General features: G+C 74.7%; 16 protein-coding genes. 10 read left to right on the top strand and 6 right to left on the bottom strand.

Annotation, left to right across the window (positions count from 1 at the left end):
- Nucleotides 1-9 precede the first annotated feature (9 nt).
- Nucleotides 10-576 (bottom strand): Uma2 family endonuclease, encoded by a 567-nt coding sequence (locus K7854_RS01740; RefSeq protein ID WP_226024640.1) that lies wholly within the window; start codon nucleotides 574-576, stop codon nucleotides 10-12.
- A 175-nt stretch (nucleotides 577-751) separates the two neighbouring features.
- Here K7854_RS01740 and K7854_RS01745 point away from each other — a divergent pair, with 175 nt between their 5' ends.
- From K7854_RS01745 to eda, 4 genes are all read left to right on the top strand, one after another.
- Entirely contained in the window at nucleotides 752-1,513 is a 762-nt protein-coding gene (locus tag K7854_RS01745) for a MerR family transcriptional regulator (protein WP_226024530.1), read from the top strand.
- Complete coding sequence (locus K7854_RS01750) at nucleotides 1,510-2,142, top strand: hypothetical protein (protein WP_226024531.1); 633 nt, start codon at nucleotides 1,510-1,512, stop codon at nucleotides 2,140-2,142. The genes K7854_RS01745 and K7854_RS01750 overlap by 4 nt, the downstream gene beginning before the upstream one ends.
- A gap of 35 nt (nucleotides 2,143-2,177) precedes the next feature.
- Nucleotides 2,178-2,960, top strand: coding sequence for a peroxide stress protein YaaA (yaaA, locus tag K7854_RS01755; RefSeq protein WP_226024532.1), 783 nt, complete (start codon nucleotides 2,178-2,180; stop codon nucleotides 2,958-2,960).
- Between the two features lie 73 nt (nucleotides 2,961-3,033).
- Nucleotides 3,034-3,708 carry a bifunctional 4-hydroxy-2-oxoglutarate aldolase/2-dehydro-3-deoxy-phosphogluconate aldolase gene (gene eda / locus K7854_RS01760; protein ID WP_226024533.1) on the top strand — a complete coding sequence of 225 codons (675 nt, stop codon included), beginning with the start codon at nucleotides 3,034-3,036 and terminating at the stop codon, nucleotides 3,706-3,708.
- On the opposite strand, the gene K7854_RS01765 is transcribed toward eda, so the two are convergent.
- The 3 genes from K7854_RS01765 to K7854_RS01775 are packed head-to-tail and all read right to left on the bottom strand — an operon-like array spanning nucleotide 3,683 to nucleotide 6,535.
- Nucleotides 3,683-4,903, bottom strand: coding sequence for a bifunctional RNase H/acid phosphatase (locus tag K7854_RS01765; protein WP_226024534.1), 1,221 nt, complete (start codon nucleotides 4,901-4,903; stop codon nucleotides 3,683-3,685). The genes eda and K7854_RS01765 overlap by 26 nt on opposite strands.
- A 34-nt stretch (nucleotides 4,904-4,937) precedes the next feature.
- Nucleotides 4,938-5,681: a zinc ribbon domain-containing protein gene (locus tag K7854_RS37650; protein ID WP_308112522.1), complete on the bottom strand. Its 744-nt coding sequence runs from the start codon at nucleotides 5,679-5,681 to the stop codon at nucleotides 4,938-4,940.
- Nucleotides 5,678-6,535 carry a Nif3-like dinuclear metal center hexameric protein gene (locus K7854_RS01775; RefSeq protein WP_226024536.1) on the bottom strand — a complete coding sequence of 286 codons (858 nt, stop codon included), beginning with the start codon at nucleotides 6,533-6,535 and terminating at the stop codon, nucleotides 5,678-5,680. Before K7854_RS01775 ends, K7854_RS37650 begins: the two co-directional genes overlap by 4 nt.
- 209 nt (nucleotides 6,536-6,744) lie before the next feature.
- On the opposite strand from K7854_RS01775, the gene K7854_RS01780 reads away from it, so the two are divergent.
- Complete coding sequence (locus K7854_RS01780) at nucleotides 6,745-7,998, top strand: hypothetical protein (protein WP_226024537.1); 1,254 nt, start codon at nucleotides 6,745-6,747, stop codon at nucleotides 7,996-7,998.
- A gap of 97 nt (nucleotides 7,999-8,095) precedes the next feature.
- Complete coding sequence (locus K7854_RS01785; protein WP_226024538.1) at nucleotides 8,096-8,263, top strand: hypothetical protein; 168 nt, start codon at nucleotides 8,096-8,098, stop codon at nucleotides 8,261-8,263.
- Between the two features lie 71 nt (nucleotides 8,264-8,334).
- Here K7854_RS01785 and K7854_RS01790 read toward each other — a convergent pair whose 3' ends face one another.
- Nucleotides 8,335-9,261 carry a MaoC/PaaZ C-terminal domain-containing protein gene (locus tag K7854_RS01790; RefSeq protein ID WP_226024539.1) on the bottom strand — a complete coding sequence of 309 codons (927 nt, stop codon included), beginning with the start codon at nucleotides 9,259-9,261 and terminating at the stop codon, nucleotides 8,335-8,337.
- A gap of 140 nt (nucleotides 9,262-9,401) precedes the next feature.
- Here K7854_RS01790 and K7854_RS01795 point away from each other — a divergent pair, with 140 nt between their 5' ends.
- The 4 genes from K7854_RS01795 to K7854_RS01810 all read left to right on the top strand — a co-directional run bounded on the left by K7854_RS01795 (nucleotide 9,402) and on the right by K7854_RS01810 (nucleotide 13,084).
- Nucleotides 9,402-10,328, top strand: a complete 927-nt coding sequence (locus K7854_RS01795; RefSeq protein WP_226024540.1) for an ABC transporter ATP-binding protein — start codon at nucleotides 9,402-9,404, stop codon at nucleotides 10,326-10,328.
- Entirely contained in the window at nucleotides 10,325-11,041 is a 717-nt protein-coding gene (locus tag K7854_RS01800; RefSeq protein ID WP_226024541.1) for an ABC transporter permease, read from the top strand. Before K7854_RS01795 ends, K7854_RS01800 begins: the two co-directional genes overlap by 4 nt.
- 49 nt (nucleotides 11,042-11,090) lie before the next feature.
- The gene (locus K7854_RS01805; protein WP_226024641.1) at nucleotides 11,091-12,305 is read left to right on the top strand and encodes a sensor histidine kinase; all 1,215 of its coding nucleotides are present in this window, start codon (nucleotides 11,091-11,093) and stop codon (nucleotides 12,303-12,305) included.
- 146 nt (nucleotides 12,306-12,451) lie between these two features.
- Nucleotides 12,452-13,084, top strand: coding sequence for a response regulator transcription factor (locus tag K7854_RS01810; protein WP_226024542.1), 633 nt, complete (start codon nucleotides 12,452-12,454; stop codon nucleotides 13,082-13,084).
- Nucleotides 13,085-13,616: 532 nt separating this feature from the next.
- Here the strand turns inward: K7854_RS01810 and K7854_RS01815 are convergent.
- The gene (locus K7854_RS01815; protein WP_226024543.1) at nucleotides 13,617-15,071 is read right to left on the bottom strand and encodes an MFS transporter; all 1,455 of its coding nucleotides are present in this window, start codon (nucleotides 15,069-15,071) and stop codon (nucleotides 13,617-13,619) included.
- Nucleotides 15,072-15,172: the final 101 nt, after the last annotated feature.

Consider the following 15,172-nt stretch of genomic DNA (forward strand, 5'->3'; position numbering starts at 1 on the left):
CCTACGGGATCAGAGGAAGTCGGTGGTGTCCAGGTCGAAGGCGAAGGGGGTGGGGAGGGTCAGCGGCTTTCCGAAGGCGACGGTGCAGTGCTGCTGGTAGTCGTCCTGGCCCGGGTCGCTGAACAGCGTGATCGACGACTCCTGACGGTCGACGAGCAGGTAGAACGGAACGCCGCCACGCGCGTATGCACGGCGCTTGGTCTCGCGGTCGACCCTGGGCTTGCTGGAAGTCACCTCCAGCACCAGTGAGACACCGTCGCAAGACATCCAGGGCTCGGCCCCCCGATAGAGCCTGGACCTCCTGGGCGCAAAGGTGCCGTCGGGGATCATATGGTCCGCCATGAGGCCGTCGGCGTTCTCCAGCTTGAGGCCCTTGTTACCGGAGAACTGCATGCGGGTCGCGGAACCTCGGTACATCTGGTCCACGATCAGCTCAATGTAATCCTCGTGGTCCCCATCCGGCGGCGGTGTCACGACGATCTCCCCTTCGATCAGCTCCGCCCGGAACCCCTCCGGGGTGTCCAGGGCGAGAAACCACTCCAGCAAGAGGTCCTGCGTGATCGGTTCGTGTGCCATGGCAGTCATGTCACGCCCCTCCTTCGGTCGCTCGCCAGACTGGGACATCGGCTGATCACCTGTCCGAGAGATCGGAAACCGTTCCCTCGATCGTGGCACAGGAACGAGGCCCCTGTCCGGAAGGCGGGCTCGTCGTGCTTGACCCTGTCGCAACGTCAACGTTTCTACTGGGGCCATGCGGATCGGAGAACTCGCCGACGCCGTCGGCGTCACCACGCGGACCGTGCGGCACTACCACCACCAGGGCCTGCTGCCCGAGCCGGAACGGCTGGCCAACGGGTACCGGACGTACACCCTGCGGCACGTCGTCGTGCTGGCCCGGATCCGGCGGCTGACCGAGCTGGGGCTCGGTCTCGCGGAGGTGCGGGATGTGCTCGCGGACGAGGCCGGGAAGGACCTGGCCGAGGTGCTTCAGGAGCTGGACGCGGATCTCGCGCGGCAGGAGGCGGCGATCCGGGAGCGCCGGGCGCGGTTGCGGGCACTGCTGGAGACGGAGGGCGGGCTGCCGACCGAGGGGCCGGTGTCGCCGGAGCTGGCCGGGCTGTTCGCCGGGATGGGGGACGTGTCCGGCTCGCCGATGGCGCTGCGGGACCGGGAGATGCTGGCGTTCATGGAGAGCGTGGCGGGCCCGGAGGAGCGGGAGGGGCTGCTGACCGCGCTGCGCGACGCGTTCGAGTCACCGGAGTCGGTGGCGCGCGCCCACCAGGCGTACGCACTGCTGGACGAGCTGGCGGACGCCGGGGCCGACGATCCCCGGGTGCCCGGGGCGGCGCGGGCGCTGGCCGAGTGCATCCCCGCGCAGCTGCTGCCCGCGGAGGACGTCGACCTCGACTCCGGGCACGGCATCCTGCGCGCCATGTACGCCGACTTCGCGCCGGGGCAGGCGGAGGCGGTGCGGCAGGCGCTGGCCCTCGCCTCACGGGGGCGGCGGTCGTGAGGGGTGCCCGGTTCGCCACGGCCCCGTCCTTCGTCACCGTCCCCTTCCTCCTGGTCCGGCACGAGCTGCGGCTGCTGGTGAGCCTGTGGCTGTGGGCGGCCCGGCGGACCGAAGGCGCGGTGGCCGGCGGATCGGTCTTCGGGTACGCGCGGGGGCAGGGCGCGATGATGGCCGGGTTCGCCTTCGTGTGCGTCGTCGAGTCGCTGACGATGTCCGTGCTGCTGCGGGACTGGCCCGCCGTCCATCACGTGGTGCTGGTGCTGGACGTGTACACCGTGGTGATCGTGGTGGGGCTGCACGCGGCGTCCGTGGTCCGGCCGCACGTCCTGGACCCGGCCGCGGGGACGCTGCGGATCCGGCGGGCGGTGCACGTGGACGTACGGATACCGCTGGAGCGGATCGCCTCCGTCCGGCGCGAGCTGCGCGCGACGCACGAGCGGACGGACGGCGAGCTGGATCTCGCCGTGGGGTCCCAGACCTCGGTCACCGTCGAGCTGGCCGGGCCCGTCGCCCACGTCTCCTTCTTCGGACGGCGGCGCGAGGTCCGGGTGGTGCGCTGCCACGCCGACGATCCCGGGGCGCTCGTCCGGGCCGTCGAGCAGGCGCGGCAGGGGTACGCCGTACCCTGATCGGGAGCCTGTGGCTCGTGAGTGAAGGAGTACGTGTGCTTGTCCTGCTGCCGCCGTCCGAGGGGAAGGCCGCGTCCGGCCGGGGCGCCCCGCTGAAGACCGGGTCGCTGTCCCTGCCGGGGCTCACCGCGGCCCGGGAGGCCGTCCTCGGGGAGCTGGTGGAGCTGTGCGCGGGCGACGAGGAGAAGGCGCGCGAGGTGCTCGGGCTGAGCGAGGGCCTGCGCGGCGAGGTCGCCAAGAACGCGGAGCTGCTGACGGCGGGGGCGCGTCCGGCCGGGGAGATCTACACCGGTGTGCTGTACGACGCCCTGGACCTGGCCTCGCTGGACGCCGCCGCCAAGCGGCGGGCGGCCAGGTCGCTGCTGGTGTTCTCGGGGTTGTGGGGTGCCGTGCGGGTGACCGACCGGATCCCCTCCTACCGGTGCTCGATGGGCGTGAAGCTCCCGGGGCTCGGGGCGCTGGGCGGGTACTGGCGGGCGCCGATGGCCGAGGTGCTGCCGGAGGCGGCCGGGAGCGGGCTGGTGCTCGACCTGCGGTCGGCGGCGTACGCGGCGGCGTGGAAGCCGAAGGGCGAGGTCGCCGCGCGGACGGCGACCGTGCGGGTGCTGCACGCGCCGACCCGGAAGGTGGTCAGCCACTTCAACAAGGCGACCAAGGGGCGGATCGTACGGAGCCTGCTGGCGTCCGGCACCGCGCCCGAGGGGCCGGCGGAGCTGGTGGCGGCGCTGCGGGAGCTGGGGTACGAGGTGGAGGCGGAGGCGCCCGCGAGGGCCGGGCGGCCGTGGACGCTGGACGTGCTCGTGGACGAGGTTCACTGACCCGCCGACGGCGGTCGTTGCATCCAGCGCAACGGTGATTGCAGGGAGTGCGTTTGGGCGGCACGATGAGGGCATGAGTTCTCCGCTGCCCTCCTCCCCCGCCGCCTCGGTGCTGGATCTCGCGCCCGTCGTGCCCGTCGTGGTCGTCGACGACCTCGCCGACGCCGTGCCGCTCGCCAGGGCGCTCGTCGCCGGCGGGCTGCCCGCGATCGAGGTGACGCTGCGGACGCCGGTCGCCCTCGACGCGATCCGGGCCATCGCCGGTGAGGTGCCGGGCGCGGTGGTCGGCGCGGGCACGGTCGTCACGGCGGAGCAGGTCGCCGAGGTCGTGGCGGCCGGGGCACGGTTCCTGGTCAGCCCGGGGTGGACGGAGGCGCTGCTGGAGGCGATGCGGGCGTCCGGGGTGCCGTTCCTGCCGGGGGTGTCGACCACCTCGGAGGTGGTGGCGCTGCTGGAGCGCGGGGTGCGGGAGATGAAGTTCTTCCCGGCCGAGGCCGCGGGCGGCACCGCCTATCTCAAGGCGCTCGCCGCACCGCTGCCCCAGGCGCGCTTCTGCCCGACCGGCGGCATCTCCCCGGCCTCCGCGCCGGAGTATCTGGCGCTGCCCAACGTCGGCTGCGTCGGCGGCAGTTGGATGCTGCCCAAGGACGCGGTGGCCGGGCGGGACTGGGGGCGCGTCGAGGCGCTGGCCCGCGAGGCGGCGGCGCTCGGCGCGGGCGGGCTCAGCGCAGGTGGGACGTCTCGTTGAACAGCCGGACGCTCGCGCCGCCGTCCGCGTAGTACGCCACCGCCGACAGCGACGCCGCCGACAGCTCCATCCGGAACAGCGACTCGGGCGGGGCGCCCAGGGCGAGTCGCAGGAACGTCTTGATCGGCGTGACGTGGGAGACCAGCAGCACCGTGCGGCCCGCGTACGCCGCGACGAGCTTGTCGCGGGTGGCGGCGATCCGGGCGCCGGTGGCCGCGAAGCTCTCGCCGCCGCCGGTCGGTTCCGCGTCCGGGGAGGCCAGCCAGGCCTCCAGGTCGGCGGGGTACCGTTCGCGCACCTCGCCGAAGGTGAGCCCCTCCCACGCGCCGAAGTCGGTCTCGCGCAGCCCCTCCTCGACCGTCACCTCCAGACCCAGGCGGGCGGCGACGATGCCGGCGGTCTCGCGGGTGCGGGCCAGGGGCGAGGCGACGACCGCCTCGATCGTGCCGCGCCGGGCCAGGCTCTCGGCGACCCTCTCGGCCTGCTCCCGGCCCACGGGCGACAGGGACGGATCGGTGCCGCCGCTCCCGGAGAACCGCTTCTGCGGGGTGAGCGGCGTCTCCCCGTGCCGCAGCAGGACGAAGGTGGCGGGCACCCCCATGTCGGCGGGCCCCCAACCGGACGAGGCCACGGCCTTCGCGGCCCGCACGTCGGCCTCGGCGGCCCGCGTACCGGCGTCGGCGGCCCGCCTACCGGCCTCGGCGGTGGCGGTGGCGGCAGTGGCAGTGGCGGCGTCCAGTTCCGCCGTCGACGCGGCCGGCGACCACTGCTCGCCGCGAGCACCCGCGTCCATCGCCTCGTTGGCCAGGCGGTCGGCGTGTTTGTTGTCCGCGCGGGGGATCCACTCGTACGTCACCCGGCCCGGCGGGAAGACGCGGGCGGCCTCGGTCGCCAGGGGCTTCATGTCGGGGTGCTTGATCTTCCAGCGGCCCGACATCTGCTCGACGACGAGCTTGGAGTCCATGCGGACGCGCACGGTGGCGTCCGGGTCCAGTTCCCTGGCCGCGCGCAGGCCGGCCAGCAGGCCCCGGTACTCGGCCACGTTGTTCGTGACGACGCCGAGGTACTCCGCGGCCTCCCGCAGGGTCTCCCCCGTCGCCGCGTCCAGCACCACCGCGCCGTAGCCCGCAGGCCCCGGGTTGCCCCGCGACCCCCCGTCGGCCTCGACGACGAACTCCCGCGCGGAACCGGTCACCGTATCTCCCACCGATCAGTCACCGACCGGGCCCCTAAAGCCCGGAGTCGGCCGTGCGCACCAGGATGCGGCGGCAGTTCTCGCAGCGTACGACCGTGTCGGGGGCCGTGGAGCGGATCTCGCTCAGCTCGGTGATGGCCAGCTCCTGCCGGCATCCCTGGCAGCTGCGCTGGTACAGCTTGGCCGCGCCGACCCCGCCCTGCTGCTCGCGCAGCTTGTCGTAGAGCTTCAGCAGGTCGTCGGGGACGGAGCCCGCGACGACCTCGCGCTCCTTGGTCACCGAGGCCACCTCGCCGTCCAGCTCCTCGACGGCCGCGTCCCGCCGGGCGGTGGCGTCGTCGATCTTGCCCTGGACCGCGCCGACCCGCTCGGTCAGTTCGGCGACCCGCTCCTGCGCGGACTCGCGGCGCTCCATCACCTCCAGGACGACGTCCTCGAGGTCCCCCTGGCGCTTGGCGAGGGAGGCGATCTCGCGCTGGAGGTTCTCCAGGTCCTTCGGGGAGGTGACGGCGCCGGAGTCCAGGCGCTGCTGGTCGCGGCCGGCGCGCTGGCGCACCTGGTCCACGTCCTGCTCGGCCTTGGTCTGCTCGCGGGCGCAGTCGCTCTCCTCGGTCTGCGCGGCCACGAGCAGGTCGCGCAGCTGGGTGTGGTCCTTGGTCAGCGACTCGATCTCGGCGTGCTCGGGCAGGGACCGGCGCTTGTGCGCGAGCTGCTGGAGCCGCGTGTCGAGGCCCTGGACGTCGAGGAGTCGGATCTGGTCGGCGGGCGCGGCTTTCAGTTGGGGGCTCCCATTGCGCTAGAGGTCGGGGCGGACGCCACCTGGGCGGTCCAGGGGTCGGTGACCGTCTTCGAGACGTGGACCCTGAGGTCCCAGCCGTTGCGGTCGGAGATCTCGTCGAGCTGGGCCGCGCCCAGCTCGCACCAGGGCCACTCGGTGGCCCAGTGCGCCGCGTCGAGCAGCGCGAGGGGGCTGTGGGCACGGGCCTCCGAGACCGGGTGGTGGCGGAGGTCCGCGGTCAGGAAGGCGTCGACGCCGGCCGCCCGTACGTGGTCGAAGAGGCTGTCGCCGGAGCCGCCGCTGACGGCGACGGTGCGTACGGTCGCCTCCGGGTCGCCCGCGACGCGGATGCCCTGCGCCGTGGCGGGCAGCCGCTCGGCGGCGCGGGCGGCCAGCTCCCGGACGGTCAGCGGATGCGGCAGCTCGCACACCCGGCCCAGGCCGCGGCGCCCGGCGGGGTCGCCCGGGTCCGGCACCAGGGGCCGTACGACGTTCAGGTCGAGGGCGCCGGCCAGCGCGTCGGAGACGCCCGGGTCGGCGGTGTCGGCGTTGGTGTGGGCCACGTGCAGGGCGATGTCGTTCTTGATGAGCGTGTGCACGACGCGGCCCTTGAAGGTGGCCGCCGAGACCGTCGTCGTCCCGCGCAGGTACAGCGGGTGATGGGTGACGAGCAGGTCGGCGCCCAGCTTCACCGCCTCGTCGACGATCTCCTGGACGGGGTCCACGGCGAACAGGACCCGGGAGACCTCCCGGTCGGGCTCGCCCACGACGGTGCCGACCGCGTCCCAGGACTCGGCCCGCTCGGCGGGCCACAGGTCGTCCAGCGCGGCGATGACTTCTGACAGACGGGGCACGCGTGCAAGGCTACCTGGAGGTTCTGCGCCGGTGTACCCGCGGACGTACCCGCCGCCCGCCGCCGCGACCGGACGGTCCGGCACAGCACATGGCGTGCCCTTCCCTCAGGCGAATCGTTCCTGTGACACACGTATGTGTGATGGGGACGGTCGCCGGTCCCCCGCCCGTGCGTACGAAAACTAGCTTCGTCGCCGGAGGTGACCGAACGATGACGGCCTGTGCTATCGAGCCTTCGGCGGACCCCGGGAACGGCGGGGGTCCACGGGCGGGCTGCAGCATCACCGCGGAGGGTGCCTACGCCGCACGCCTGGCCCGCGGCGGACCGGGCGGCGACGCCTGGTACCCGGAGCGCTGGACCCTGGACGGCCCCGAGCCGTACGCGGTGCCGCTGCCGGGCAACCAGCCCGAGGAGCCCGGCACCGAGGTGCAGCCGATGGGCGACGGGCGGGTCCTGGTCCACCGGGTCGCGGCCGGCCGGCACGTCTTCGCGCTGCTGTACCCGACCGGACCCGGCACCGGCGAGCTGCCGCTCGGCGCGGTCGAGTGCCCGGAGGAGGCCACCGGACTGCGGCTGCTGCCGCCGGCCCCGGGCGGCGAGCGTGCGTACGCCCTCGCGGCCGGTCCGCGGTCGACGGTGCTGTGGCAGGTGGCGGGCGGCGCCTTCGGGCCCGAGCGGGTGGCGGAGATCCCCGGCCGCTGCTCGGGCGGGGTCTGGCTGGACCGCACCGGCCGGATACTGGCGGTGGACCGGGAGACCGGCGGGCGCACCAAGGCGGTCGTGGTGGACCTGGGGCGGGACGGCGAGGTGTCGCCGCTGCTGCAGATCGCCGCGGACAGCGACGACCGGCTGCTGCTGGCCGACCCGGACAGCGGGCTGGTGCTGATCCGCTCGGACGCCCCCTCCCCGGGGCGGGAGCGGCTCGGCTGGGGCGTGCTGGGCAGCACGCTGCCGGTGCGCTTCCCGGAGTGCCTGCGGCTGCCGGACTGCGTCGTGACGCCGTTCGCCGTCCAGCCGGGGCAGGTGCTGACCCCGGAGCGCTGTGCGGTGGCGCTGCGGGTGGACGGCGCGTTCGGCAGCTGGGTCGGGGTGTGGCGGCCCGCCGAACGGCAGGTGCGGCACCTTCCGGCGCCCGAGGGCTGGTTGACCGGCGCCGGACTGTGGACCCCGGACGGGGAGCTGCGGCTGCCGTGCTCCACGCCGCGGTCGCCGTGCGGCCTGGCCCGGCTGGCCGCACCCGACGCCCCCGCCGCGGAGTCGGGAGAGGCGACTCCAGAGGGATCGGCTCCGCAGGGACCGGCTCCGCAGGGATCGGTTCCGGACGAACCCGCTTCGGAGGAATCCGCTCCGGGCGCACCCGCCGGACCCGTCGCGCCGGACGGCCCGGCGACCGCTCCCGCCTCCGCTCAACCCCGCCCCGTACCGCTGCAACAGGCCCCGCTGGCGCGGCTTGTAACGAAGTAGTGCCGGTTGGCGTGACCGCCTGGATTCCGCCCGAGGTGTGCCGGTTAGACTCGCCCGGCTGTAGGAAAGATCATGTTGACGGGGTGAATTCCTTCCGATGAACGACGCCAGCACGACCCAGCCGATCCAGGCCGCCGGTGCCGACGTTCCCGAGACCGACACCGGACACGGCAAGCACCGTGGACCGGTCTCCAGCCAGGAGGACGGGGCGACTCCCAAGGGCCGTCACCGCAAGCCGGCCGAGGAGTCCGAGACGGCCGCCTGACGGCACAGGCACTCGCAGAGCAAGCGGCTCCGGCCCCGTTCGTCGCATCCGGCGGACGGGGCCGTTGTCGTTCACCCGTACCGGACGACCGTGTCGGCGAGGACGGCCGCGTCGTCGCGCTCGACGGCGCTCACGGTCACCCGCACCTCCCCCGTCCCACCGCTCTCCGTCCCATCCCTCTCCGTCCCGCCTCTCTCCGCCCCGTACCGCCCCGCCCCGGCGGGCCGCCACATCCGCACCCGCAGCGTCTCCCCCGGGTACACCACCCCGGCGAACCGCGTGCGGTAGGCCCGCACCCGGGTCACGTCCCCGTCCAGCAGCGTGTCCACGACCGTCTTGAGCGTGGCGCCGTAGGTGCACAGACCGTGCAGGACGGGCCGGTCGAAGCCGGCGCGCGCGGCGAACTCCGGGTCGGCGTGCAGGGGGTTCCAGTCGCCGGAGAGCCGGTAGAGCAGCGCCTGGTCCTCCCGCACGGCCCGCTCGACGACGTGGTCCGGCGGATCGGCGGGCGGGGGCGCGGGACGTCCGGACGGGCCCCGCTCTCCGCCCCAGCCGCCTTCCCCGCGTACGAAGACCTCGGCCTCGTCGGTCCACAGCGGCCCGTCGGCGTCGCCGACCTCGGTGCGCAGCACGAGGACGGCCGCCGTGCCCTTGTCGTACGCGGCGACGACGCGGGCGGTCGCGGTGGCCCGGCCCCGCACCGGGACGGGCCGGTGCAGGAGCAGCCGCTGCCCGGCGTGCAGGACGTGGGCGAGGTCGACGTCGACGCCGGGCGCGGACAGCGTGGCGATCACCCCCGGGGCGCCGCCCCCGGCCACCGTCGCGAAGCTCGGCAGGACGTGCAGCCGGGACTCCAGGGTGTAGCGCAGCTCGCGCGGGTCGGTGGCGGGCCGGCCCGCGCCGATGCCGAGGTGGTAGAGCTGGACGTCCTTGTGGTCCCAGGCGATCTCCCGGACCCGGGGTGCGGCGCCGAGCGCGCCCGCTGCGTCGATGGGCATGGCCCTGCTCCTCCCGGTCACGGCGACGATCACGACAGCCCCGACCGTACGGGACGCGGGCCGCCCGTGACATTTGTCCTCCCGATCTCCGGACAACCGCATCTGCCGCCCCTGCCCGCCGGCTCCGTAGCGTCACCGGTATGACACCGACACAGGGCGCCACCCCCGCCGTGGCCTTCGCCGGAGCGGCCAAGGCGTACGGCGACGTCCGCGCCGTCGACGGCGTGGACCTGCGCATCGAGCGCGGCGAGACGGTCGCGCTGCTCGGCCGCAACGGCGCGGGCAAGTCGACGACGATCGCGCTGCTGCTCGGCCTGTGCCCGCCCGACGCGGGCACCGTGGAGCTGTTCGGCGGGCCTCCGGAGCGTGCCGTGCACGCGGGCCGGGTGGGCGCCATGCTCCAGGAGGCGCGGGCGGTGCCCCGGGTCACCGTGGCCGAGCTGGTCGGCTTCGTGGGCGGCCGCTATCCGGCGCCGATGCCCGTCGGGCAGGCCCTGGAGCTGGCCGGGATCGCGCAGTTGGCCGGGCGACGGGTGGACCGGCTGTCCGGCGGGCAGCTCCAGCGCGTGCGGTTCGCCCTCGCCCTGGCGGGCCGGCCCGACCTGCTGGTCCTGGACGAACCGACGGCCGCCCTGGACGTGGAGGCGCGGCACGCCTTCTGGCGGTCGATGCGGGCGTACGCCGGGCGTGGCAGCACGGTCCTCTTCTCCACCCACTACCTGGAGGAGGCCGAGGCGCACGCCGACCGGATCCTGGTCGTCGACCGGGGGCGGATCGTCGCCGACGGCACCGGCGACGAACTGCGCCGGGCGGCGGGCGGCAGCCGCGTCTCCTTCGACCTGGCCGGACGGCCCACCGAGGACCTCACGCTGCTGCCCGGGGTGCGCTCGCTGGAGGTGCGCGGGGACCGCGCGCTGCTGCGCACCGAGGACTCCGACGCCACCGTGATCGCCCTCGCGCGGCTCGGCGCGATACGCGGCCTGGAGGTCGCCCCGGCGTCCCTGGACGACGCGTTCCTGGCCCTGACGACGACGGCACCGGTGCCGGAGAAGGAGAGCGTGCGATGAGGGACTACCTGCTCCTCGAAACGCGCCGCACACTGCGCGACCCCGGTTTCGTCGTCGGCGGTGTCGCCGTACCGGTGCTGATGTACCTGCTGTTCACCAACCTCGGGGGCGACGCGGGCGACTGGAAGACCGGCGCGATGGTCGGCATGGCCGCGTACGGCGCGGTCGGCTCCGCCCTCAACACCGGCGGCGGGGTCGCCGAGGACCGTGCCGTCGGCTGGCTGCGGCAGTTGCGGGTGACCCCGATGCGACCGCACCAGGTGGTCGTGGGCCGGGCCCTGACCGCCTCGGTCACCGTGCTGCCCGCGATCACGGCCGTGCTCGCCGCGGGCGGCCTGGTCAACGGCGTACGGCTGGACGCCTGGCAGTGGGCGGCGCTGGCGGTGCTGCTGTGGCTGGGGTCGGTGCCCTTCACGCTGCTGGGGCTCGGCAACGGCTACCGGCTGACCGGGCAGACCACGGGCGTGGCGAACATGGTGGCCAACCTGGGTCTCGCGGTGCTCGGCGGGCTGTGGTTCCCGCTGGCGCTGTTCCCCGAGTGGCTGCGCGCGGTGTCGGCGTACACCCCGACCAACCGCTTCGCGCAGCTGGGCACATCCGTCGCCACGGGGCACGCGCCGCCCGGGGGTGCCATTCTCGTCCTGACGGGCTGGTTGCTGGCCTTCGGCGCGTACGCCGTCCTGTCCTACCGCCGCGGCGCGGCGACCGACTGAGCGCCGCGGGCGCCGAAGTGGAAGGGAGCCGACACCCATGACCGGGACCATGACCGGGACCCGAGGGCGGTTGCGCAGGATGTCGTGCCGTCTGGACGCGTGGCAGCTGGCACGGCAGTCGGATCCGGCCGGGGCGGGCGAGCGGTCGGAGCGGATGGGGCCGCCGCCCACCGGTTTCACGCTGCTGCCGTGGCTGCTGATGGGTCTGGGCAGCCTCGCGAACATCTTCCAGGGCGACAGCTCCAACCCCTGGATCGGCGGCGCGGGCCTGCTCGTCTTCAACTCGCTCTACATCTACGTCGCCTTCCGCTCCTTCGACAAGGAGTTGCGCGAGTCGCCGTCCACCCGGCTGGCGCTGGCCGCCATGGCGCTGGTGACCTGCGGTCTGGCGCTGGCGTACGGGGGCAGTTGGCTGCTCTTCTTCCCGCTGCTCGGCCTGGCCGCGGGGGCGGCGCTGCGCGGCCGGTGGCTGGGGCGGTGGGGCTGGTCGCTGGCCGTGGTGGCGGGTGTCGTGGCCGGCGTCAAGGACGGCTGGAACGGTCTGAACATCGCCTACGGCACCTTCCTCTCGACGATGGTGACGGCCGCGATCCTGAGCCTGTCCGACGCGGTACGGCAGTTGCGCGCCGCCCGGGAGGAACTGGCCACCCGGGCGGTGGCGGAGGAGCGGCTGCGGTTCTCGCGGGACCTGCACGACCTGCTGGGGCACACGCTGTCGGTGATCGTGGTCAAGTCGGAGGCCGCCCGCCGGCTTGCGCCGCGTGACCTGGACGCGGCGCTGACCCAGATCACGGACATCGAGTCGGTCGGCCGCCAGGCGTTGACCGAGGTCCGCGAGGCGGTCACCGGCTACCGGGAGGGCAGTCTGGGCACCGAGCTGGACCGGGCGCGCTCCGCGCTGAGCGCGGCGGACGTGGACCCGGTGGTGCGCCGCTCCGGCCCGCCGCTGCCGCCGCAGGCGGAGGCGCTGCTGGGCTGGGTGGTGCGGGAGGCGGTCACCAACGTCGTACGGCACAGCGGGGCGAGCCGGTGCGAGATCGCGGTCGCGGGCAGCGCGGACCGGGTGCGGCTGACGGTCACGGACAACGGCACGGGTGCCGGGTCCTCCGCCCAGGGGCCGGGCACCGGTCTGACCGGGCTCAGGGAACGCCTCGCGACGGCGGGCGGTTCGCTGACGGCGGGGGCGGAGCCGCGGGGCGGGTTCTCGGTGACGGCGGAGCTGCCGGTGCGGGCGGAGGGGGAACCGGTGGGCGCCCCCGCGTAGTTCCGGCGTGGGCCCGGCGTGGGCCCGGCGTGGGCCCGGCGTAGTCCCGGCGTGGGCCCGGCGTAGTCCCGCGCCGGGTGCGGGCCCCGGTCCGCGGTACGCCTGAGGACCCGGTCCGCGGTACGCCTGCCCTCTACCCTTGCTCCGTGACCGACGAGACGCCCCGCGCCCACCCCGTCCGTGTCCTCCTCGCCGAGGACCAGGGCATGATGCGGGGCGCGCTCGCGCTGCTGCTCGGCCTGGAGGCGGACATCGAGGTCGTCGCGCAGGTGGCGGCCGGTGACGAGATCGTCCCCGCCGCGCTGGCGCACCGCCCCGACATCGCCCTCCTCGACATCGAACTGCCGGGCCAGAGCGGGCTGGACGCCGCCGCCGAGCTGCGGGAGCGGGCGCCCGGCTGCCGGGTACTGATCCTGACCACGTTCGGCCGCCCCGGGTACCTGCGGCGGGCCATGGAGGCGGGCGCCGCCGGTTTCCTGGTCAAGGACGGTCCGGTGGAGGAGCTGGCCGACGCGATCCGCCGGGTGCTGGCCGGGGAGACGGTCGTCGACCCGGCGCTGGCCGCCGCCGCGCTCAGTGCGGGGCCCAGCCCGCTCACCGCGCGGGAGTGCGACGTCCTGCGGGCCTCGGCGGACGGGGCGACGGTCGCCGACATCGCCGCGGTCCTGCACCTTTCGGAGTCCACGGTCCGCAACTACCTCTCCGCGGCCATCGGCAAGACCGGCACCCGCAACCGAACGGAGGCGCTCCGCGCGGCGCGGGGGCAGGGGTGGCTCTGACTGGGCCCGGGGGCGGGTTGTCGGCCGACGGCCGGGGGCGGGTCGTCGGCCGCGGGCCCGTGGGGGTTGCTCGCGCAGTTCCCCGCGCCCCTGAGGGGCACCCACCCGCCCGGCGATATGAGGCGTCCGGAACCGCTCCGGGCCGGGGGCGGGTCGTCGGCCGCGGGCCGGTGGGGGTTGCTCGCGCAGTTCCCCGCGCCCCTTTGGGGCGCTCCGGTGAACCCGGGGAACGGGGATGACGCAAGCTGCTCGCGCCCCCGCGGCGGAGCCGCGCATAGATACCGCCCCGCGCCCCTTTGGGGCGCTCCGGTGAACCCGGGGAAAGGGGATGACGCAAGCTGCTCGCGCCCCCGCGGCGGAGCCGCGCATAGATACCGCCCCGCGCCCCTTTGGGGCGCTCCGGCGGACCCGAGGGAAAGGGGATGACGCAAGCTGCTCGCGCCCCCGCGGCGGAGCCGCGCATGGACACCGCCCCGCGCCCCTTTGGGGCGCTCCACGTACCCGGTGACACAGGGCACCCCGCGGTTCGCGTTCAGTTCGTGCTGCTGGCCGTCGGCTCGGGGTTCGGGCGTCCCGACGGGAGCCAGAGCCACATCAGCAGGGCCGCGAGGACCAGGACGGCCGCTGCCGTGCGGAAGACCAGGGCGTAGCCGTCCGTCAGGGCCACCGGGCCCGCGTCCTCGCCGCCGGCCCGGCTCGCCGCGATCGTCGACATCGCCGCGAGTCCCAGCGAACCGCCCATCGTCCGGGAGGTGTTGATCAGCCCGGAGACCAGTCCGGCGTCCCCGGGCGCCGCGCCGGAGATGGCCAGCGAGGCCAGCGGGGTCGCCGCGATGCCCGCGCCCAGCATCATCAGCACGCCGGGGATCATGATCGCGGTCAGATAGCCGCCGTCCGCGGTCATCGTCGACTGCCAGCCGAAGCCGACCGCCGCGACGAGGGTGCCGACCACGGCCACGTTGCGGGCCCCGAGCACCGGCAGGAAGCGCGGGGCCGCCTTCGAGCCGAGGATCACCGCGAGGGAGCTGGGCACCAGGGCCAGGCCCGCCTCCAGCGGGGAGTAGCCCAGCACGTTCTGCGCGTACAGGGTCATGAAGAACCACATCGAGAACATCGACGAGCCGGACACCAGCATCGCCACGTTCGCCGACGCCACCGACCGCAGCCGCAGCAGCCCGAGCGGCATCAGCGGCGCCGCCGTCCGCGCCTCGACCAGGAGGAAGAGCCCGAGCAGCGCGACCCCGGCCAGCAGCGGCACCAGCGTCGCCGTCGCCGCCCACCCCTCGGACTCGGTCTGCGAGATGCCGTAGGCGAGCACGGCGAGACCGCCGGTCACCAGCAGCGCGCCCGGCAGGTCGAGGCGGCGCCGCGGGCCGCCCCTGCTCTCGGCCAGCCACAGCACCGCGCCGACCAGTACGACCGCGCCCACCGGCACGTTGATCAGCAGCACCCAGCGCCAGGACAGCCCGTCCACCAGGACGCCGCCCACCAGACCGCCCGCGGCACCGCCGCCCGCGCCCACGGCGGTCCAGGTCGCGATCGCGCGGGCCCGCGCCGCGCCCTCCGGCACCGCCGCGGTCAGGATGGTCAGCGTCGAGGGGGCGAGCACGGCGGCGCCGAGGCCCTGGAGGGCGCGGGCGACCAGCAGTTGCCAGCCCTCCTGGGCGAGACCGCCGCCCAGCGAGGCCAGCGTGAAGAGCCCGAGCCCGACCAGGAACATCCGTTTGCGCCCGTACAGGTCGCCGGCCCGTCCGCCGAGCAGCATGAACCCGGCGAAGGCGATGGCGTAGGCGTTGACCACCCACTGGAGCCCCTGGGCGCTCAGTCCGAGGTCGGTGCGCATCGACGGCAGGGCGACGTTGACGACGGACACGTCGAGGACGACCAGGAACTGGCCGGCACAGGCGAGCGCCACCACCAGCCAGGTCGGCGGGGTGCGGCGCGGGGATATCCGGGGGGCGGTGGAGGTACCGCTGGCTTCCAGCATGGGTGTCATGGTCTCAACCCGGGTGCACCCCTTGCATCGGTATTTCGGCCCCGGACCGGCCTAGGTCCCGCGACCTACCGCGCCCCGCCCGCGCCCTGTCT

It is taken from the genome of Streptomyces hyderabadensis, assembly GCF_020404845.1.
Classification (GTDB): Bacteria; Actinomycetota; Actinomycetes; order Streptomycetales; family Streptomycetaceae; genus Streptomyces; species Streptomyces hyderabadensis.